Genomic DNA, 19,468 nt, shown 5'->3' on the forward strand with positions numbered 1-19,468 from the left:
AAACTAGAATTTCATTTTCTGGATTCTGATAGCATTTAAAATTGCTAAAAATGCCACGCCAACGTCGGCAAAAACGGCTTCCCACATAGTTGCTAATCCGCCTGCGCCTAAAATTAAAACAATAGCCTTTACACCAAATGCCAAACCAATATTCTGATAAACTACCCGTTTTGTAGCCCTGCCAATTTTTATAGCGGTAGCAATTTTGCTCGGTTGATCATTTTGTATTACCACATCTGCGGTTTCTATGGCAACATCACTTCCCATTGCACCCATCGCAATACCTAAATCGCTTAGTGCTAAAACCGGCGCATCATTTATCCCATCACCCGCAAAGGCGATTAAGTTTTTCTGGCTTTTAAGCTTTTCCAATCTGGCAACCTTATCTTCGGGCAACAAGTCTCCATAAGCTTTATCCAAACCTAGCTCTTTGGCAACTTTTTCGGTAATCGCAGTTTTATCGCCACTTAACATTACAATCTGTGTTACGCCTAAAAGGTGTAGCTCGTCTATGGCGTACTTTGCGTCCTTTTTAATTTCATCAGCAATTATTACATAACCCACAAACTGATTATCAATTGCCATTACCACAGTAGTTTCAACTTCTTCATCAATAGCTTTAGGATAAGCTACATTTAGCTTCCTGAGCAGTTTAGTGTTACCAACAGCAACTTTACGATTATTAATAACTGCGGTTAACCCATGTCCGGCAATTTCGGTTAGTTCGGCAACATCAAAAATGGCACCTTGGTTATGGTAGGCTACAATAGCTTTAGCGATGGGATGTGTAGATTTGGTTTCTGCAGAAGCTAAGTACTTAAAAAACTCGTCTTCTTGTAAGGATGTTTGTATGGTTTTTACGTTAAAAACACCATGAGTTAAGGTCCCTGTTTTGTCCATAACTACGGTTTTTATTTGTGCTATGGTATCGAGAAAGCTCGAACCTTTAAACAAAATGCCATTTGCAGAACCGGCACCGATACCTCCAAAATAGCCGAGAGGAATAGAAATTACCAACGCACAAGGGCAAGAGATAACCAAAAAAACCAACGATCGGTAAAGCCAAGTTTTAAATTGGTAGTCGGCTACAAAAAAGTAAGGCAAAATAATTAGTGCAACTGCCAGAAAGAAAACAATAGGCGTGTAAATTTTCGCAAACTTTCTAATAAACAACTCGGTTTTCGCCTTGCGTGAGGTTGCAGATTGTACCATTTCTAAAATTCTAGATAAAGCACTATCGGCAAACTCTTTAGTTACCTTTACATCCACCACTTTATCAAGGTTAAGCATGCCGGCCAAAACCTCTTCTCCTTTTTTAACTGTTCTTGGTGTACTTTCGCCAGTTAACGCAGCCGTATTGAAACTTGCACTGTCGCTTAGCAAAACCCCGTCTAAAGCAGATTTATCGCCAACTTTTAGTTGGATTGTTTCTCCTATGCTAACCTCTTTTGGTTTTACGGTTATAAATCTGCCGTCCCTAAAAACGTTTGCTGTTTCGGGTCTCACATCTAGCAATGCTTTGATATTTTTTTTGGCACCGCTTACCGCGGCCCCTTGAAATAATTCGCCAACGGTGTAAAACAACATCACAGCAACCGCTTCCGGATATTCGCCCAATGCAAGTGCTCCAATGGTTGCTAGGCCCATCAGTAAAAACTCGGTAAATATCTCACCTCTGGTTATGGTAAAAAATGCTTCTTTAAGAACCGGGTAAGCTACCGGAATATATGCCAACAAATACCATATTAACCTAATCGGTTGTTCAAAAAAGCTAATCTTAAAATAATCTAATGCAATACCGACGAGCAAAAACAGCAAGCTAAATATTGATGGAAGATAGGTTTTAAATGCACTTGCATCTCCGTGATCGTGGTCGTGCTCTCCATCGTGATCGTGGCTTTGTTCATGTTGATGGCTATGGCTACAGCAACTATCGTCGGCTTTAATATCGTGTTTGTGCATAAGGAATTTATAGGATTAATCAAATCTACGTATTTAACAAACTAATGCCTAACACCTATTTTTTTCGTAACACACAATAAAAGATGTTAAAAAATGTTAAATAACTATAAAACTTCAAAAACATGAAATCGTTCAGGTTATCAATCTTCAATAACGAGATTTTTCGCAAGTTTAGCTTGAGTAGAATTTATTATTGGTTTAACAAGTAATATTTCTATTAACATCTCTTTGGTTTAAGCTCGATTTGCTACTTTTCCGCTTTAAAGGATTATAAAGTATGAAAGTTCAAATGAAGAGCTATTTTGCTGCACTCGGCATAATGGCATGTAGTTTTACAGTAAATGCCCAAAACGCTCCCAAAAAATTTATCGACCCAGCTAACATGGATCTTACCGTTAAGCCAGGTGACGATTTTTATCAATATGCTAGCGGCACCTGGATTAAGAACAATCCAGTACCTGCAAAAGAAACCAGGTGGGGATCTTTTAACGAGTTACGTGAGTTTAATGCGCAGGCCGTAAAGGGATTAGTAGAAACTGCAGTTGCAGATAAGTCTGCGCCCGCAGGCTCCGTTACTAAACGCGTTGGAGATTTCTATGCGGCTGCAATGGACAGTATTACTATTGAAAAATTAGGATATACGCCAATTAAAGCTGAACTTGAAAAGCTAAAACAAATCAACGATTTGCAAGGTATATTAAGCCATGCTAATTATATGCGTACAAACGGAATTGGTGGCGCATTATTTGGATTTGGAATTGGTCAGGACCGCAAAAATGTAAATAAATACATGGTAAATATATCGCAGGGCGGAACCACGCTTAGCGATAGAGATTACTACTTGAATAATGATAGCAGAAGTGTTAAAATAAGGGATGCGTATCATACCTACATCACCACTTTATTTAAGTTAATTGGTTATTCCGCCACAGTTGCAGAGCAAAAATCGAGAACTATTTTTGATATAGAGAAAGCACTTTCAGAAGCGCAAATGACTCGCTTAGAAATGCGTGACCCTTACAAAACCTACAACAAATTAACTATTGCCGAGCTTAACAAGCTTACACCTAATATCAATTGGACAAATACTTTAACACAACTTAAAGTAAATGGCCAGGATACCGTTTTGGTAAATTCAACAAGCTTTTTTAGAAGTTTGGATAACTTATTGACCTCAACTTCTGTTGCCAACTGGAAAACTTATTTAGAATGGAATATTTTAAAAAGCGCTGCAGGCAATTTAAGTTCTCCTTTTGTAAAAGCCAATTTCGCATTTACACAAGCACAAACTGGTCAAAAGGTTCAAACCCCTCGCTGGCAAACAATGTCTTCGCTAACTGACAGAACTATTGGTGAGCTATTAGGCCAACTTTATGTAGACAAATATTTTAAACCAGAAGCAAAGGCACGTATGGATGTAATGATCGAAAACTTGCGCAAAGCTTTCGAAATTCGCATTAAAGGCTTGGAGTGGATGAGTGATGAAACAAAACAAAAAGCTTTGGAAAAACTTTATGCTTTTACACCAAAAGTTGGTTATACTACAAAATGGAGAAACTACGATGGTTTAGTAATTAATAGAGGTACTTATTTACAAAACCTAATTAATGCAAGTAAATGGGCATACAACGAAAACGTAAACCAATTAGGCAAGCCTGTTGACAGGGAACGTTTTGGAATGACACCCCCAACGGTTAACGCATCGTACAGTCCAACCATGAATTCGATTACTTTCCCTGCTGGTATCCTACAATTTCCTTTTTTCCACCCCGATGCTGATGATGCATTAAATTATGGTGGTATCGGCGCAGTTATTGGCCACGAAATGAGTCATGGTTTTGACGACTCTGGTAGCCAATATGATAAAGATGGCAACCTTAAAAACTGGTGGACGGCAGAAGATAGAAAGAAATTTGAGGAAAGAACCAAACAATTGGGCGAACAATTTGACAGCTATACCGTATTAGATACCATACATGTAAATGGCAAGTTTACAATGGGCGAAAACATTGGCGATCTGGGTGGTCTAAATGCTGCCTACACAGCTTTCAAGATGACAAAACAAGGTCAAAGTGATGAAAAAATTGATGGTTTTACACCAGATCAACGTTTCTTTTTAGCGTGGGCGCAGGTTTGGAGAGGTAACATTTTACCAGATAATGCGGCGCAACTAATTAAAACCGATACGCACTCGCCTGGTCCGTACCGCACAATTGGTGCACCAGTAAACATGGACGCTTGGTATAAAGCATTTGACGTACAACCTGGCGACAAACTTTACAAAAAACCAGAAGATAGAATTAGGTTGTGGTAGTTTTTTAACTGTAAAATAATTTACAACCGTCATTTCGAGAGACTAAGGCTAGGAAAAATCTATAACAATATTGGCATTGCGCTAACATTAGAAATTTTCCACCGATAGAAATTTTATCGAAATGACGGTTTTTTATATTGCTTACAAACACGATAAATATGGAAAACGAAAAAACTGCATTCTTGTTAACTAGATTTGGCTTGGCTGCCAGTATGTTTACACACGGATTGGTACGACTTCCGAAACTAGAAACTTTTAGCAATTGGATGGTTGGCAATTTTGAAAAATCTCTTTTGCCCAAAATCCTTGTTTTACCTTTCAGTTATGTTTTGCCAGTGCTAGAATTTGCTTTAGGCCTATTTCTGATTTTCGGATTGCTTACCAAACAAACCTTGATTGCAGGTGCTGCAATTATGATTGTATTAATTTTCGGTTCAGGCATGATTGAGGAATGGAACTCTATTCCATCACAGTTGATACACTTAGGCTTTTTTGTCGTTTTACTTCTGTTTTTAAAGTATAATAGCTTTTGCTTAGATAAAAATTAGGCTAATTGTACTTTTCTCTAATCTTCTTTGGCAATTTGGCTAAAACCAATGCCCTAGAGGTTTCTACACGCTCTTTTAATTCGTTATCATTTAAAACTTCTAGATTTTCTACCTGTACCCATTGTCTTTTTGCGAGGTGAAATGCTTGCTGAATTCCATCGCGAGCGGTTAGCTCATCAAATTCTTCCGGAGTACATTTAGTTGAAAATCGGTTCCCATCGTCAATCGCGATGATAACAAATATCTTTTCTTCGATCATAAAACAAAGATGGTCCCATTTCATACCTTCGGTGGTACCGGGCAGACTTAAACAAAATTCTCTAAAAGTTTCAATATCCATAAGGTAAAGATAAAGGATCATGTATAAAGGACAAAGACTTTTACGTGGCCTGCATTTTACATTTAGAATGTAGTTTTAATAGTTAAGCAAACGAATTTACTGCGCTCAACAATCCAGTAATTTAATTTAATTTTGCATCATGAATATCCTTACTCCTACCGCTGATGGTTCTAACACCTTATTTAACGAAACCATTGGCGAGCACTACCATTCTGCACACGGTGCTTTACAAGAAAGCAGACATGTATTTATAAACGCTGGTTTAAAACATGTTATCGGACAAAAAGACACTAGCAAAATATCAGTTTTGGAGGTAGGCTTTGGCACAGGATTAAATTTTATTTTAAGCTTTTCGCATTGCGAAGAAAACTTTGTGAGGCTAAATTACACAGGCATTGAAGCTTTTCCGCTAACGCGAGAAGTATTGGATGAAACTGGTTATAAAGCTTATGTGCCAGCAGCTATTTGGGACAAATTCATCAACAAATACGATGATGCTATAAACAGTGCTCAAACATTATCATCGCATTGCGATTTAAAAATAGCGCATACTAAGCTGGATGAATTTAAAACCGACCAAAGATTTGACATAGTTTATTACGACGCTTTTTCTGTACAGCACCAGCCAGAAATGTGGACTGATGAAATTATAAACCAAGTTTGCAATTTGATTAAACCAGGTGGCGTTTTTGTAAGCTACGCCATTACCGGAAAGTTAAAACGAGCCGTTAAGGCTTGCGGTTTTATAATAGAAAAACTACCGGGAGCGCCAGGAAAACGCGAAATGCTAAGAGCGACTAAATTAGCTTAGCATTTCAATTTTACAATTTACCAACTATAAGTACAAACTGAAACCTGTTTTTTGTGTTAGCTAATCATCAACATTATTAAACATGGAAAAAGTTAAATTAGGAAGTACGGATTTAGAGATTGTACCTATAGTTTTCGGCGGAAACGTTTTCGGTTGGACGATAGACGAACAAAAATCTATAGAAATATTAGATCACTTTGTGGCTGAAGGATTCAATTTTATTGATACTGCAGATGTTTACTCTACTTGGAAGCCCGGAAATAGTGGTGGCGAGTCTGAAACGATTATTGGGAACTGGCTGAAAAAACGTGGCCGTCGTCATGACATTATCCTCTCTACAAAAGTTGGTTCTGATATGGGCAGCGGAAAATCATTAAAGAAAAACTACATTATCGGTGCGGTTGAAGAATCTTTAAAACGCTTGCAAACAGATTATATCGATTTATATTTTTCTCATTTCGATGATGAAGACACCAGCGTGGAAGAGCCCTTACAAGCTTATGAAACGCTAATAAAAGAAGGAAAAGTGAGGTGGATTGGGGCATCAAACTTTTCGCCAGAAAGACTAAAGGAAGCCTTGGTAGCTTCAAGCAAACATAATTTGCCTCAATATCAGGTTTACCAGCCCGGCTACAATTTAATCGACAGGGCAGAATTTGAAAAAGAACATCAGCAAATTTGTAATGATTTTGGTTTAGGAGTTATATCGTATTTTTCTTTGGCTAGCGGATTTTTAACGGGAAAATACCGTAGCGAAGCTGATTTGGAGAAAAGCGCCAGAGGGGGCGGAATTAAAAAGTATTTAAACCAAAGAGGTTTTGATATTTTAAACGCATTAGATAATGTGGCTGAAAAACACAAGAGCAAGCCTGCATCTGTTGCACTTGCTTGGTTAATCCAAAACCCTTCGGTTACAGCACCAATTGCTAGCGTTACCAGCTTGCAACAATTAGCTTCGTTTAAAGAAGCGATAAATATTAAGTTAAATGATGAAGAAATTGCGTTATTAAACGAAGCTAGTAGTTATTAGAAAAAATATACTGCTATATTTAAGTGCCAGAAAATTTACCTTTTGGCACTTTTTATTTGCACCAAATCATGAAAAACATTACCCTACCTTTTGTAGCCAAGCTGGCGTTAGTGCTACTATCAATCATTATGCTCGGTTATCTTGCCATATTAGGCAAAACGCTTTTGGCACCGCTGTTTTTCTCCTTGTTAATGGCGTTTTTGCTTTTGCCAGTTGCAAATGCTTTAGAAAAAAGATTGCGGTTTAAACGCAGTATTGCTGCTTTAATGGCCGTTATACTGATGATTGTAATTATCTATTGGGTTATTTATTTCTTTGGTAATCAGCTAGCGCAATTATGGAACGATTGGCCACTGCTGGTAAAGCAAAGTACTGCGGCCTTTCACGATGTGCAAAATTGGGTAGCCAAAACTTTTGATATTAATGTAAATAAACAGAAATCCTACATAACAGAAGGTTTTGAAAAATCACTTTCTACAAGTGCTATAATAGTTGGCTCTACGCTACTCACCTTATCTTCTAGCTTATTGTTTTTAGCATTTACCTTACTATTTACATTTTTTATACTTAATTACCGCAGACTCTTATTTAGGTTTTTAAAAAGTGTTTTTACTGAAGAACACCAAGCTAAAGTTGCCGAAATAGTAAACGAAATTCAACGTATTATTAAAAAATATATAGTTGGCTTATTTATTCAAATGTTAATCGTTTCGCTACTGATGATTATTACCCTTTCGGTTTTAGGTGTAAAATATGCCATACTTTTAGGCTTAATAGCTGGTATTTTCAATATCATCCCCTACTTAGGTATTTCAACCGCTTTAATCATTAGTGTTTTAATAACCTTTGCAACAGCTGGTGCAACAAAAGCATTATTTGTAATTTTTGCCTTTATTGGTATCCATACGATAGATGGAAATCTGTTAATGCCTTTAGTAGTTGGCTCTAAAGTTAAGATAAACGCACTTTTTGCTTTTATCGGAATCATAATCGGCGAAATGATTTGGGGAATCTCCGGTATGTTTTTGTGCATACCATATATGGCTATGCTTAAAATTATTTTCGAAAGAGTTGATGGATTGCAAGCTTGGGGAATTTTGTTAGGTGAGGAGGAAAAAGATAGTCCGCGACCGCGAAGAACTTACAGAATTACTAAAAAAATAAAACTAGAAGAAGCAGAATAGTTAGTTTTGCCAATAGATGAAAGAAAACAGATCTCCACACATACTAAATACATCTGCCAATTTATTAGGCTTTTGCTTCATCGTGTTAACATCCGTAAAAATATCAAACCTCAAAGAATCGTCTTTTATAGATGAAGGTGCTGCTTTAGCCATTGTAATTTTTATGAGCAGTTGTTTATTTTCTTTCCTCGCTATGCGAAACGACACAGCGCAATCCGTTAAATTAGAAAGGCTTGCCGATGTTTTATTTTTGGCTGGCTTAATTGTACTTTTTATTACCACAATGCTAATTGCATTAAATATTGTAAACTAAATGCCTATAAATATTATTCCGCCTGCAACTGCCACTCCAGAAACTGCATTTCTAAGACTCTTAACTGTTTTAGACACATTGCGTACCCAGTGTCCATGGGACAAAAAACAAACCATGGAAACCTTGCGCCACTTAACCATTGAGGAAACGTATGAGTTATCTGATGCCATTTTAGATGGAGATTTACAGGAGATAAAAAAAGAACTTGGTGATGTAATGATGCATTTGGTTTTTTACGCTCGCATAGCGGATGAAGAAAACGCCTTTAACATTACCGATGTACTTAATGGTGTTTGCGATAAACTGATTAATAGACACCCACACATTTACGGCGATGTGAAAGTAGAAGATGAAGAAGATGTGAAGCGTAATTGGGAACAGATAAAACTTAAAGAAGGAAACAAATCTGTTTTAGGTGGCGTTCCGACTTCATTGCCTGCGCTGGTAAAAGCAAGTAGAATACAGGAAAAAGCCCGTGGCGTTGGATTTGATTGGGATAAAAAAGAGCAGGTTTGGGCAAAGGTTGAAGAAGAGCTACAGGAGTTTAAAGATGAATTTAACATTGCCGAAAACGAAAATATCGATATTGAAAAAGCGGAAGGCGAGTTTGGAGATTTACTTTTCTCTTTAGTTAATTACGCTCGCTTTATAGATATCAATCCAGAAAATGCCTTAGAGAAAACGAACAAGAAGTTCATCAAACGTTTTCAGTTTTTAGAGAGCAAAGCGAAAGAAAATGGCAAAGCTTTACAGGATATGACTTTAGCAGAAATGGATGTTTATTGGAACGAGGCTAAAAAATTGTAATTTTTAGTTAAAAGAATTTGAAGAGCTCTTTACAATCAAACCCTAAAATAAGTTTAGAGGTAATAGAAATATAAAAAAAGAAGCACTAACCGTGCTTCTTTTTTTTGTTCATTATGGCTTTTTGACCAATACCAAAATTTGATGTTTTGGCATTACTTTCTTTCTTTTTATGAAAAGCTGCATCTAAAAATGCTTCTTGCTCAGCTTGCTCTTTTGCAATTTTATTTTTGTTTGAAGTAGGTTTCACTACATCTTCAATTAGCAGGTCTTCTGGGAGCTCTGCAACCTCCACCTTCCGACCAATAGCTTGTTCTATTTTCCTCAATTGAGGTAATTCTAAATCTGTAGCAAAGGTTAAGGCTACTATTTCTTCATCGCCATATTTGATTACTCTATTTAGATAGGTTTCTTTTTGTACAGGTAGCTCAAAATGAATTATAAACGGAATTTCTGATAAATCGATGTCTGTTAAAATTTCGTTTGCAACAATTAGCACCCTCGCCTCGCTATCGTTTTTAAAGTCATCTACATCATCAAAACCAGCTTCATCAAAAAACAAAGGTTTGTAAACAAAAATATCTTTTGCTTTACCATCAAACAGATCTTTAGATAAAGTTTGGGCAGTTAACCTCGTGTTTACAAATACAATTACTTTATCGAATACTTCAGCATCCTTAAGCAACAGATTTAAAAGGTTAAGTTTTGTTCTAAAATTAGGTACGTGATACAAAAGCTGATGATGTGTTTCCGTTTCTGATTCGCCTAAATCATCAACTTCAATAATGGTAGGCATTCTCATAAACGCCTCGATCATTTTTTCTAAACGATCGTGCATTACATCGGTAAATATCAGGTGTTGGCATTTCTGAATACTATTTGCCAATTCATTTATAGGAAGTTGCATACCTTGTTTTACCATTTCGGAAGCATCGTCAACCACAAACATTTGTATTTTGTTAGTGTTTAAGCCAAGTTTTAAATACACCGCTCTAGCTCTTGATGGAACAGCCACTACGATATCGACGCCATCAGTTAACTCATTAACTTGGGCTTCCATGCTCGCATCGGCATGTATGCCAACAATACGTATCGTTTGATTTCTGTTAAGTAAGTTGAACTGCTCTATAACCTCTAGCACTCGTTCTTTGGTAGGCACCAAAATTAAAGCACGGGGCGCCTCTTCAAAACCATATTTTAAACGCATTAAAGTTGCTAAAACATAGGTTGTGGTTTTTCCGCTACCATCCGGCGCAATGGCTATAACGTCTTGTCCGCCTAAAATGCGAGACATGGTTCTTGCCTGTATTTCTTTTGCGCTTAGGTAACCCGCCGCCGTCATAGCCGACACTAAAGGTTTGCTTAATTTTAATTGCTCTAAAGACACTTTTCTCTACTTAATTTATAATTGGGCAAATTTACGGAAATAAAGCCGCAATTTCGGTCTAGCAAAAATAACAAGGGGAATTTTAACTGCTAAGTAATAATGGAGGCGTTAAGTTTTAAACTTAAATTTTTTGCTACTTCATTAAAATAACGTTTTCTACCGTAGCCCATTACCCAACGTATGCCTCCGGTTGCGTTCGTCAAAAACACTTCTTCTGCTTCATTTAATATCTGCGGATTTATCTGGGCTTCAATAATTTGCAAATTTTCCATACGGGCCAATCTAATTACATTTGTGCGCATAACTCCAGCAACACAGCCCTCAGATAAGGCAGGAGTATAAATCTGCTTTTGGTAACCTACAAAAATATTAGAACTTGTACTTTCGCATAAAAAGCCATTTTGATTTAACAAAAGTGCTTCGTCTAGCCGATGGTGTTTTTGAAACAAACCTGCCATTACATAAAGCAATGCATTTGTAGTTTTAAAGTTCGATAATTTATTTACAGCTTTAGGAATTTCATCGTAAACATCAATAATTAAACCTTTTTGGTTAAGCTCATAGTTGTTTTGTTCTAAAATAGATACTTCTAACAAATAGCCAATCTTGTTACTTTGCGGCGTGTACAAACCCTCGCCATCTCTGTAAATAGTTAACCGAAAGCGTAAATTTCCTTGAAGCTTATTTTTGCGTTGCAGCTCGCCTGTTTTCTGGCGTAGAAAATAAGCGTCTAACAAATTGTAGCCGTCCATCTTTAATGCCTTCATCCCAGCTTTTAATCTATCTGCGTGCTCATCGGCCAACTGTAATTTGCCATTGCACATTCGCATAGATTCAAACAATCCATCGCCGAATTTAAAACCCCTATTTGTTGCTTTTAATATGGCAACATCTGCTGGCAAAAATTCATCGTTAAATAATATAAAATGCGACATAGATTATTCTGCGTTTTGAGCGTAGTTACGCCATTTGGCTAATACGTTAGAGAAATCTTCTGGCAATGGCGCCTCAAACTCTAAATATCTTTGCGTTGTTGGATGTATAAAGCCCAAAGTTTGCGCATGTAGTGCTTGCCTAGGCATAATTGTAAAACAATTAGCTACAAACTGTTTATATTTTGTAAATGTTGTTCCTTTTAAAATTTTATCACCTCCATAATTGGCATCGCTAAAAAGTGGATGACCAATATGTTTCATATGCGCCCTGATCTGGTGCGTGCGTCCAGTTTCTAATTGACAACTAATTAAGGTAACATAACCCAACTTTTCTAATACTGAGTAATTTGTAACCGACCACTTTCCCTTTTCTTCATCATCGTACATGTCCATAATAATTCGGTTTTTTAGGCTTCGCCCGATATAACCTTCTATTCTTCCGTCTTGTTGTACATCTCCCCAAGCCAATGCTACATATTTACGCGTAATCGAGTGATCGAAAAACTGTTTTGCAAGTTTAGTCATCGTTATCTCGTTCTTGCTGATTAACAACAAACCAGATGTATCCTTATCTATACGGTGTACCAAACCTGGTCTACCATCATTACCCGGCAAGGTTGGCAACTGCTCAAAATGGTAAGCCAAAGCGTTAACTAAGGTACCAGTGTAGTTATTAAATCCAGGATGGACAACCATTCCGGCTGGTTTATTTACCACCAATAAATCTTCATCTTCATACACAATATCTAAAGGAATATTTTCAGGATAAACTTCTGTATCTCTAGGCGGATGCGCGAAAACAATAGAAATCTCGTCTGCTGGTTTAACCTTGTAACTTGATTTAACGGTATTTTTATTTACCAGTACGTTACCCGCATCAATAGCATTTTGTATACGATTGCGTGACGCATTTACCAAGCGAAGCATAAGAAATTTGTCTATTCGCAACAACGACTGTCCTTTATCTACGACAATATTAAAATGTTCAAATAAATCCTGCTCTTCTTCCTGCTCTAAAATATTGTGGTTTTCCATGGTGCAAAAGTAGTATTAACAATTAGAAAAAATAAAAAAACAAATTGGCTTACTTTTTGTTAAAGGGATGTTATAATCGCACTCAAACAATAAAGCCTATGAAAAATTTTACACAAAACGTAAAAATTGTAATGAATTTCTTTCCATATCTTATCAGAAAGATCTATTTCCGTTAAGTTTTAAAGAAATTTTATTCATTGTGTTGTTATTAGTCTGGCAATTTCAATAAATTGCTTTATAGATTAATTTTGCAACTTCAGAAAAAAGCCTTCTATTTGAAAAGGCTTTTTTTATATGCAAATTTTCAGTCCTACGCAACATTTTAGCACCACTTGGCTACCTTCGTTTTCGGTAAAACGAGACGATTTAATTGATCCGTTTATATCTGGCAACAAGTGGAGAAAGCTTAAGTACCTACTAAAAGTGGCGCAAAATCAAAAAAAAAATCACCTGGTAACATTCGGGGGCGCCTATTCTAACCACCTACTTGCCACCGCAGCAGCTTCTGCCAGATTCAACCTAAAAGCTACCGCTTTTGTGAGGGGCGAAAATGTACAGAACGAAATGCTATTACTGTGCAAACTGTACGGAATGACCTTAATTTTTACAGATAGAGATAGCTACAAGAACAAAATAGACCTTTTTAATACCCACTTTGGGGATGATGAGCAATGTTTCTTTATTGATGAAGGCGGGGCAAGTTATGAAGCTACCGTAGGCTGTGCGGAAATTATTGATGAACTTGATCAGCCGTTTGATCATATTTTTTGCGCAGCCGGAACAGGCACTACGGCAGCCGGTCTTTTAAAAGGCATAAATAAAAACCAATTAAATACTACACTAAATGTTGTACCGGTATTAAAAGGTGGCAGTTTTATAGAAACTGAAATAGCCAAGTACGAAAACGACTTGGCTAATTTAGTTTTGCATACAAATTATCATTTTGGAGGTTACGCTAAAACAACGCCAGAACTTATTTCCTTTATAAAAACATTTACCTCAGAAACTGGAATGTTAATAGATCCAGTTTACACTGCAAAAATGTTTTATGCGATTAAAGATTTGGTAGAACGAGGTCAGATTAAAACCGATTCAAAAATATTAGCCTTACACACCGGCGGATTATTTGGGATTTTAGGCATGAAGGACAAGTTTAATTCATCCTTCTGACTTTCTATTTTCCATGTTTAAGAAATTCAAGTGCTCTTTGTAAATGTGCATCGCTATCGTTGGCAATTGTTGAAATTGAGGGGTTGAAATAAATATCTGGTACAATTCCAATTCTTTGCGTTTCTCTTCCATCTGGATAAAATATGCCATTTCCAGTAAATATAAACTGATAACCTCCCGGGATGTTAAGCAGTTTTAAATCGCCGTCTGTGCCAGCAGTTTGGCTACCGATAACAGTTGTATTTTTGCTTAACTGCCTTAACATCATGGTATACCATTCTCCCTTACTCTGTGTATTTTCATTAGTAAGAATTACAATTTTACCCTTATATGGATTATCGTCAGTTTTCAAATCATTCGAGAGATAGAGTTCTAACCCCGGCACTAATGAAAAAGATCCAGGATCTTCTAAATTTGCTCGGTAGTATTTGGCAAACTCGAACGATTTTTTTCCCAAAGCCATCGGAATAAAATAATAAAACAATCCTCCATTTGGATATTTTCTCATATCGAAAATAATCGCTTTTTTGCTCTTCAGTTCTTCAGAAAATTTCGTTTCTTCTTTTTCGTTTTTAGGCAAATGTTCACTAGAAAAATATCCTCCTCTAATAATCGCTACATCATCACCTAAATTCTCGTAAGGTTTTACTTGCTCATCTTCTTTTACACGTTTTTTTATGTATTTGTTTATAATCGTTAAAGAATTTTTGTTGGTTAACTTAAGCATGTTAAGTTTTAGCGATAATCTTTGATTGCCTCTTAAAACCTTTACATCTAAGGTATCGTCGTTTACATCATAAAACGCAAACACATTCCCTCTCCAATCCATAGATAGCAAACGATATTTTACAGCCATGTTAGAGGCTGGCAACAGCTCCATTTTTTTACTGAACCAATTCTTAATTTTAACATTATTAATTGCAAAAATTACATCGCCCTTTTTTAAGGTTGAAGCACATTCTAAAGAATCATTTAAAAATTCTTCAACTACAATTCCCTTCTCTAAACATTTATAGTCAAACGGCGGATAAAGATTTATTTTAAAAATTTCGGCTTTGCTTTTTAACTGATCCAAAAAACCAGCCGCATGTGTATCGTTAATATTGGCTTCTAAGGCCAAAACTGCTTTTTCATAACTAGCCCTAGATTTTACAGCTCTAAATACTGGAATCATCTCTGAAAGTATTTGATGGTTATTTTTATCCATCTGATATTTATAAGGATACAAATATTCAATGGCGCTCCAAGACTTAGCTAAGGCTAAAAGATTCATAGTTTCATCTTTAAAGGCGACATAATCTTTATATTGTGGCTCGTTGAGAATTTCCGTTTCGTAATGAACTTTATTTATATAATGATGACTTTCGCTTAAGTTAATATTGTGGTAAAGACCTTTTAATTTCAATCTAGTTTCTTTAGAAAATAGCTTATTCCCGATCCATTTATCATCCATATTTTTAGTTAAGCAATTTGTACAACTTTTTGATGCATTTCTGCTGTTTACTGAAACGCCAGCATTGTTAGTCATATCTAACAACAGCAGGTTAAGCTCTTCAAAATTAGCATCTTTAACATCTTCGATATTTTCTAAAAACACTTTATCAACATCAAACTTACCTGCAATACTTAAAGGCGAGCGATATTTTACTAAACCCCATACCTTAATGTAAGCCTCTATGTTTTTATTCTGCTTTGATATGTTTTGAACTGTATTTCCATAGCTCGCAGAAATGGCGAACGAGCATAAAATAAATAAAGTGCTCACCTTTTTTAGTACTATCTTTTTCATTGTTTTCTAATTATGCTCCAAATGTCTAAAAGCAATTTTTCATCAAGAAAAGAGATTGACAAGAACTGTGAATCAGTTGACGAACTGGATTTTAAAAAGCTTTTAACTTCATGTGTAAAATGCCGGCTTTCGTCAATAAGATTTGGCCTTTCATGTATTATTATCCCACAATGGTGTTATTTGAGTTATTTTTAGCGGATGAATAATAGATTTAAGTATTTGCATGTAGGGTATTGGATACTGGTTTTAATACAAACCCTAATGGTATCGCTAGGAACCGGAGTATTGGGAACTTCGTTTGATTGGAATTTATTCAGCCGAATTGTTTTACCCGTTAAATTCCTTCAGATAGGTTGCTCGGTATTATTTTTCTATACGAATTACCTTTTCCTTATCCCTATTTTTTTAAAGAAAGGAAATCTGGTTAAATATTTAATAGCTATTATCGTTACTTTAGTTATTTTTTCTCCAATCTATTATTATTTAGAACAGCATCTGTATCCGTTAATTGGGTGGAAAAGTTATGAATTAGACTTAAATTTTTGGTTTGCACTGATGATAACTCTGAGCGCTAACTTCGTTAATATATTTTTAGGTTTATTGCTAAGCTATTTGATGGATTGGCGCACAATGAGCGTACAGAAGGAACTTGTAGAAAAGGAACAGTTTAAAACCGAGTTAGCTTTCCTAAAATCGCAAATTAATCCGCATTACTTGTTTAACACTATTAATGATATCTACGCATTAACCCAACAACAATCTCCCCAAGCACCAAATGCTTTGCTAAAACTTTCAGAGTTGTTAAGGTACATGTTGCGTGAAAGCGACGACCAATTCGTGCCACTTTCAAAGGAGATTCTGTACTTAGAAAATGTAATCGAACTGCAAAAGATTGGGCAAAAAGGCGCATCTTTTGTAAGTTTTGAGGTGATAGGAGACATAAGCGAACTCAAGTTAGCGCCACTAATTTTAATCAACTTTGTTGAAAACGCCTTTAAACACGGTATATTTAACGATAGAGAGAAACCTATAACCTTATTAATTATTGTAGATAAACATCGGCTTAATTTTCAAATCATTAACCAAATAAACCAATTTAAAAAAGATAAAACGGGTGGAATTGGATTGACAAACGTAAAACGACGACTATCTTTAATTTATCCAGAGAAACACTCGTTAACTATTAATCAGCTTAATAACGAATTTATCGTAAACTTAACTATCGACCTTTTATGATTAGATGTATTGTTGTAGATGATAAACCTTTGGCTATAGATGTACTAAAACACTACATAGATAAGGTTGGCTTTTTAGAACTCTGTTTCACCACAACAAATCCACTGGAGGGTTTAGATAAAATTTTGCAAGGAGGAATTGATTTAGTTTTCCTCGATATCCAGATGCCAGAATTAACCGGACTTCAATTTGTAAAAATTGTAAAAGACAGATGCAAGGTTGTTTTTACTACAGCGTATGCAGAATTCGCTTTAGAAGGATTTGAAAATGATGCAATAGACTACCTTCTTAAACCCATTTCTTTCGAAAGATTTTATAAAGCTGCCGAAAAAGCACAATTTGTAATAAATGCACTAAAAAAACCTATTAAAAGCGATGACTTAATTGTTGCAGAAAAAGAAGTGCCTTACATTTTTGTTAAAACCGAATATAAACTGGTAAAAATAAATACAGCTGAAATTCTATATGTAGAAGCTATGCAAAACTACGTGACTATTCATACTACAAACGAAAAAATAATTACGTTGCAAACGATGAAAAAAACCGAGGAGCAACTTCCTTCATCGCAATTTGTTAGAATTCACAAGTCTTTTATTGTATCAATTGGAAAAATACATAGCATCGAAAGAAATCGTATTCAAATTGCTAATCAAAATATTGCGTTAGGCGAATCTTACCGAGAAGCATTTTACAACGCAATTAATAAAGATTAAGCTAACTGAACATTTATCGCCTTGTTTTTATTTTTTTCAAAAACTACATCAAACTTAACCTCATCTAACATCTCTACCGCATGAGGACAGTCGGCCTTTAGAAAACCATACTCGATATTTGTTGTATTGTCTTTTATATTACCAGTTTGCTTAATAGTATTGAAGCTAATCACTACACCGTATTTCATAATTATTTTTTTAATGTGCTGTAAGATAGTTAATAATAATTGAGCAGGGCTGATTTAAATTTTCCGTTCAAAAAAAGGATACTAGGATAAAATTTACGACTTTATTTTTCCACATTTTTTAGTAACCGGTTAAAATTCAGTTAAAATCTAACTTTAAACGTTTTAAACCTACTTTTTGCCCTAGACCTGCAAAAACCTCTTAAATTTGATAATTTGGCACATTTCTTTACATTTGAAAATACCAAATTATGAAAATATGTATAAACTTAGTGTATCGCCAGAGCAAGTTAACCAAACGCTTAAACAACACATTTTAGCCGATGGGTTTGACTTGACTTATGACATGGAGAAAAGTAAAGGTGCTTATATTTACGATTCGAAATATAACCGCAACCTGCTTGATTTTTTCACTTGCTTTGCTTCTGTTCCTTTGGGTTATAATCACCCAAAAATGATAAATGACGAAAATTTTAAGCATAACCTATTATTGGCTGCAATGGCCAATCCATCAAATTCTGATGTTTACACACAACAATACGCAGAGTTTGTAAGTACTTTCTCAAAAGTCGGTATTCCGAGTTATTTGCCGCATGCATTTTTTATTGCTGGTGGCGCATTGGCTGTAGAAAATGCGATTAAAGTAGCCATGGACTGGAAAGTTCAGAAAAATTTTGCAAAAGGATATACCGAAGAGAAAGGTTTTAAGGTTTTACACTTCGAAAAAGCTTTCCACGGTCGTTCTGGCTACACGCTTAGCTTAACCAATACTTTGCCAGATAAAACCAAATGGTTTGCAAAATTCGATTGGCCTCGTGTAAGTATCCCTCAAACTAAATTCCCTTTAGAAAACGAAAATCTTTCATCGGCAATTGAAAGCGAAGAACTGTCCATTGCACAAATTAAAAAGGCTTTTGCCGAAAACAAGGATGAAATTTGTGCCATTATTATAGAGCCAATTCAGTCAGAAGGTGGCGATAATCATTTACGTGAAGAATTTTTAATTCAGCTTCGCCAACTGGCAGATGAAAATGAAGCTTTTTTGATATTTGACGAAGTACAGACTGGGGTTGGTTTAACCGGAAAATTCTGGTGCCACCAACATTTTAGTGAAAAAGCAAGACCAGATATTGTAGCATTCGGTAAAAAAATGCAAGTATGTGGTATTTTAGTAGGCAACAAAGTTGATGAGATTGAGAATAACGTTTTCAATGTTCCTTCTAGAATAAACTCAACCTGGGGAGGAAATTTGGTAGACATGGTAAGATCTACCCAGATTTTAAATATCGTACACGAAGACAGACTTTGCGAAAATGCTGCTGAAGTTGGTAGCTATTTACAACAGAACCTTGCAGAACTTGCGAAAAAATACGATAAAATGAGCAATGTTCGTGGTCGTGGCTTATTAACCGCATTCGACTTCCCAAATAAAGAAATGCGTAATGCTTTTGTGCAAAAAGGAGTTGAACATAATGTGATGTTTTTAGGCTGTGGTAACCAGACTATCCGTTTCCGCCCTGCGTTGTGCATAGAAAAACAACACATAGATTTAGGTTTAGAAGTGATGGAAAAAATCCTGCCAACACTTTAACTGCAAACCCCTAATTATCAAAACTGCCCGCCAAAAACGGGCAGTTTTTTTATGCCGTTTTTTACGATAAAGAGACTTTATAATTTAGGTAATAAGCTAAATTGCGTTGACAATTCTATCG

At 35.9% G+C, this 19,468-nt stretch carries 18 protein-coding genes; 11 read left to right on the forward strand and 7 right to left on the reverse strand.

The window, feature by feature from the left end:
• Nucleotides 1-3: 3 nt before the first annotated feature.
• Nucleotides 4-1,962 (reverse strand): heavy metal translocating P-type ATPase, encoded by a 1,959-nt coding sequence (locus tag DUT69_RS13730; RefSeq protein ID WP_113653819.1) that lies wholly within the window; start codon nucleotides 1,960-1,962, stop codon nucleotides 4-6.
• 289 nt (nucleotides 1,963-2,251) lie between these two features.
• On the opposite strand from DUT69_RS13730, the gene DUT69_RS13735 reads away from it, so the two are divergent.
• A complete protein-coding gene (locus tag DUT69_RS13735; RefSeq protein WP_394341258.1) occupies nucleotides 2,252-4,276 on the forward strand; it encodes a M13 family metallopeptidase in 2,025 nt (674 codons plus the stop codon).
• A 158-nt stretch (nucleotides 4,277-4,434) separates the two neighbouring features.
• Nucleotides 4,435-4,824: a DoxX family membrane protein gene (locus DUT69_RS13740; protein WP_113653821.1), complete on the forward strand. Its 390-nt coding sequence runs from the start codon at nucleotides 4,435-4,437 to the stop codon at nucleotides 4,822-4,824.
• 1 nt (nucleotide 4,825) lies between these two features.
• Here DUT69_RS13740 and DUT69_RS13745 read toward each other — a convergent pair whose 3' ends face one another.
• On the reverse strand, nucleotides 4,826-5,164 hold the full coding sequence (locus DUT69_RS13745) for an MmcQ/YjbR family DNA-binding protein (RefSeq protein WP_162796316.1): 339 nt from the start codon (nucleotides 5,162-5,164) through the stop codon (nucleotides 4,826-4,828).
• Nucleotides 5,165-5,303: 139 nt separating this feature from the next.
• Between DUT69_RS13745 and mnmD the strand changes: the two genes are divergently transcribed.
• The 5 genes from mnmD (at nucleotide 5,304) to mazG (ending at nucleotide 9,309) form a co-directional block, all read left to right on the forward strand.
• Nucleotides 5,304-5,975, forward strand: coding sequence for a tRNA (5-methylaminomethyl-2-thiouridine)(34)-methyltransferase MnmD (mnmD, locus tag DUT69_RS13750; protein ID WP_113653823.1), 672 nt, complete (start codon nucleotides 5,304-5,306; stop codon nucleotides 5,973-5,975).
• 82 nt (nucleotides 5,976-6,057) lie between these two features.
• On the forward strand, nucleotides 6,058-7,005 hold the full coding sequence (locus DUT69_RS13755) for an aldo/keto reductase (RefSeq protein WP_113653824.1): 948 nt from the start codon (nucleotides 6,058-6,060) through the stop codon (nucleotides 7,003-7,005).
• A gap of 68 nt (nucleotides 7,006-7,073) precedes the next feature.
• A complete protein-coding gene (locus DUT69_RS13760; RefSeq protein WP_113653825.1) occupies nucleotides 7,074-8,189 on the forward strand; it encodes an AI-2E family transporter in 1,116 nt (371 codons plus the stop codon).
• Nucleotides 8,190-8,205: 16 nt separating this feature from the next.
• Nucleotides 8,206-8,502 (forward strand): hypothetical protein, encoded by a 297-nt coding sequence (locus DUT69_RS13765; RefSeq protein ID WP_113653826.1) that lies wholly within the window; start codon nucleotides 8,206-8,208, stop codon nucleotides 8,500-8,502.
• Nucleotides 8,503-9,309, forward strand: coding sequence for a nucleoside triphosphate pyrophosphohydrolase (gene mazG, locus DUT69_RS13770; RefSeq protein WP_113653827.1), 807 nt, complete (start codon nucleotides 8,503-8,505; stop codon nucleotides 9,307-9,309). It begins immediately after the preceding gene.
• An 85-nt stretch (nucleotides 9,310-9,394) separates the two neighbouring features.
• Here the strand turns inward: mazG and DUT69_RS13775 are convergent, their stop codons facing one another.
• The 3 genes from DUT69_RS13775 to DUT69_RS13785 form a co-directional block, all read right to left on the reverse strand.
• Complete coding sequence (locus tag DUT69_RS13775) at nucleotides 9,395-10,693, reverse strand: DEAD/DEAH box helicase (protein ID WP_113653828.1); 1,299 nt, start codon at nucleotides 10,691-10,693, stop codon at nucleotides 9,395-9,397.
• A gap of 89 nt (nucleotides 10,694-10,782) precedes the next feature.
• Entirely contained in the window at nucleotides 10,783-11,628 is an 846-nt protein-coding gene (locus DUT69_RS13780; RefSeq protein ID WP_113653829.1) for an aminotransferase class IV, read from the reverse strand.
• A gap of 3 nt (nucleotides 11,629-11,631) precedes the next feature.
• Nucleotides 11,632-12,663: an RluA family pseudouridine synthase gene (locus tag DUT69_RS13785; protein ID WP_113653830.1), complete on the reverse strand. Its 1,032-nt coding sequence runs from the start codon at nucleotides 12,661-12,663 to the stop codon at nucleotides 11,632-11,634.
• 294 nt (nucleotides 12,664-12,957) lie between these two features.
• Here DUT69_RS13785 and DUT69_RS13790 point away from each other — a divergent pair, with 294 nt between their 5' ends.
• The gene (locus DUT69_RS13790; RefSeq protein WP_113653831.1) at nucleotides 12,958-13,833 is read left to right on the forward strand and encodes a 1-aminocyclopropane-1-carboxylate deaminase/D-cysteine desulfhydrase; all 876 of its coding nucleotides are present in this window, start codon (nucleotides 12,958-12,960) and stop codon (nucleotides 13,831-13,833) included.
• 4 nt (nucleotides 13,834-13,837) lie between these two features.
• On the opposite strand, the gene DUT69_RS13795 is transcribed toward DUT69_RS13790, so the two are convergent.
• Nucleotides 13,838-15,622, reverse strand: a complete 1,785-nt coding sequence (locus tag DUT69_RS13795; protein WP_113653832.1) for a S41 family peptidase — start codon at nucleotides 15,620-15,622, stop codon at nucleotides 13,838-13,840.
• 261 nt (nucleotides 15,623-15,883) lie between these two features.
• Between DUT69_RS13795 and DUT69_RS13800 the strand changes: the two genes are divergently transcribed.
• Nucleotides 15,884-16,858 carry a sensor histidine kinase gene (locus DUT69_RS13800; RefSeq protein ID WP_162796317.1) on the forward strand — a complete coding sequence of 325 codons (975 nt, stop codon included), beginning with the start codon at nucleotides 15,884-15,886 and terminating at the stop codon, nucleotides 16,856-16,858.
• Nucleotides 16,855-17,571, forward strand: a complete 717-nt coding sequence (locus DUT69_RS13805; protein WP_113653834.1) for a LytR/AlgR family response regulator transcription factor — start codon at nucleotides 16,855-16,857, stop codon at nucleotides 17,569-17,571. The genes DUT69_RS13800 and DUT69_RS13805 overlap by 4 nt, the downstream gene beginning before the upstream one ends.
• Here DUT69_RS13805 and DUT69_RS13810 read toward each other — a convergent pair.
• The gene (locus DUT69_RS13810; RefSeq protein ID WP_113653835.1) at nucleotides 17,568-17,759 is read right to left on the reverse strand and encodes a hypothetical protein; all 192 of its coding nucleotides are present in this window, start codon (nucleotides 17,757-17,759) and stop codon (nucleotides 17,568-17,570) included. The two genes, DUT69_RS13805 and DUT69_RS13810, sit on opposite strands and share 4 nt — an antisense overlap.
• A 256-nt stretch (nucleotides 17,760-18,015) precedes the next feature.
• Here DUT69_RS13810 and lat point away from each other — a divergent pair, with 256 nt between their 5' ends.
• Nucleotides 18,016-19,347: an L-lysine 6-transaminase gene (gene lat, locus DUT69_RS13815; RefSeq protein ID WP_113653836.1), complete on the forward strand. Its 1,332-nt coding sequence runs from the start codon at nucleotides 18,016-18,018 to the stop codon at nucleotides 19,345-19,347.
• The last annotated feature ends 121 nt before the right edge of the window (nucleotides 19,348-19,468 follow it).

It is taken from the genome of Pedobacter namyangjuensis, assembly GCF_003313325.1.
Lineage (GTDB): Bacteria > Bacteroidota > Bacteroidia > Sphingobacteriales > Sphingobacteriaceae > Pedobacter > Pedobacter namyangjuensis.

Bases quoted from the DNA above. Each gene is read 5' to 3' on its own strand.
- DUT69_RS13730 (WP_113653819.1), bottom strand. From the start codon at position 1,962: ATGCACAAACACGATATTAAAGCCGACGATAGTTGCTGTAGCCATAGC.
- DUT69_RS13735 (WP_394341258.1), top strand. From the start codon at position 2,252: ATGAAGAGCTATTTTGCTGCACTCGGCATAATGGCATGTAGTTTTACA.
- DUT69_RS13740 (WP_113653821.1), top strand. From the start codon at position 4,435: ATGGAAAACGAAAAAACTGCATTCTTGTTAACTAGATTTGGCTTGGCT.
- DUT69_RS13745 (WP_162796316.1), bottom strand. From the start codon at position 5,164: ATGGATATTGAAACTTTTAGAGAATTTTGTTTAAGTCTGCCCGGTACC.
- mnmD (WP_113653823.1), top strand. From the start codon at position 5,304: ATGAATATCCTTACTCCTACCGCTGATGGTTCTAACACCTTATTTAAC.
- DUT69_RS13755 (WP_113653824.1), top strand. From the start codon at position 6,058: ATGGAAAAAGTTAAATTAGGAAGTACGGATTTAGAGATTGTACCTATA.
- DUT69_RS13760 (WP_113653825.1), top strand. From the start codon at position 7,074: ATGAAAAACATTACCCTACCTTTTGTAGCCAAGCTGGCGTTAGTGCTA.
- DUT69_RS13765 (WP_113653826.1), top strand. From the start codon at position 8,206: ATGAAAGAAAACAGATCTCCACACATACTAAATACATCTGCCAATTTA.
- mazG (WP_113653827.1), top strand. From the start codon at position 8,503: ATGCCTATAAATATTATTCCGCCTGCAACTGCCACTCCAGAAACTGCA.
- DUT69_RS13780 (WP_113653829.1), bottom strand. From the start codon at position 11,628: ATGTCGCATTTTATATTATTTAACGATGAATTTTTGCCAGCAGATGTT.
- DUT69_RS13785 (WP_113653830.1), bottom strand. From the start codon at position 12,663: ATGGAAAACCACAATATTTTAGAGCAGGAAGAAGAGCAGGATTTATTT.
- DUT69_RS13790 (WP_113653831.1), top strand. From the start codon at position 12,958: ATGCAAATTTTCAGTCCTACGCAACATTTTAGCACCACTTGGCTACCT.
- DUT69_RS13795 (WP_113653832.1), bottom strand. From the start codon at position 15,622: ATGAAAAAGATAGTACTAAAAAAGGTGAGCACTTTATTTATTTTATGC.
- DUT69_RS13800 (WP_162796317.1), top strand. From the start codon at position 15,884: ATGGTATCGCTAGGAACCGGAGTATTGGGAACTTCGTTTGATTGGAAT.
- DUT69_RS13805 (WP_113653834.1), top strand. From the start codon at position 16,855: ATGATTAGATGTATTGTTGTAGATGATAAACCTTTGGCTATAGATGTA.
- DUT69_RS13810 (WP_113653835.1), bottom strand. From the start codon at position 17,759: ATGAAATACGGTGTAGTGATTAGCTTCAATACTATTAAGCAAACTGGT.
- lat (WP_113653836.1), top strand. From the start codon at position 18,016: ATGTATAAACTTAGTGTATCGCCAGAGCAAGTTAACCAAACGCTTAAA.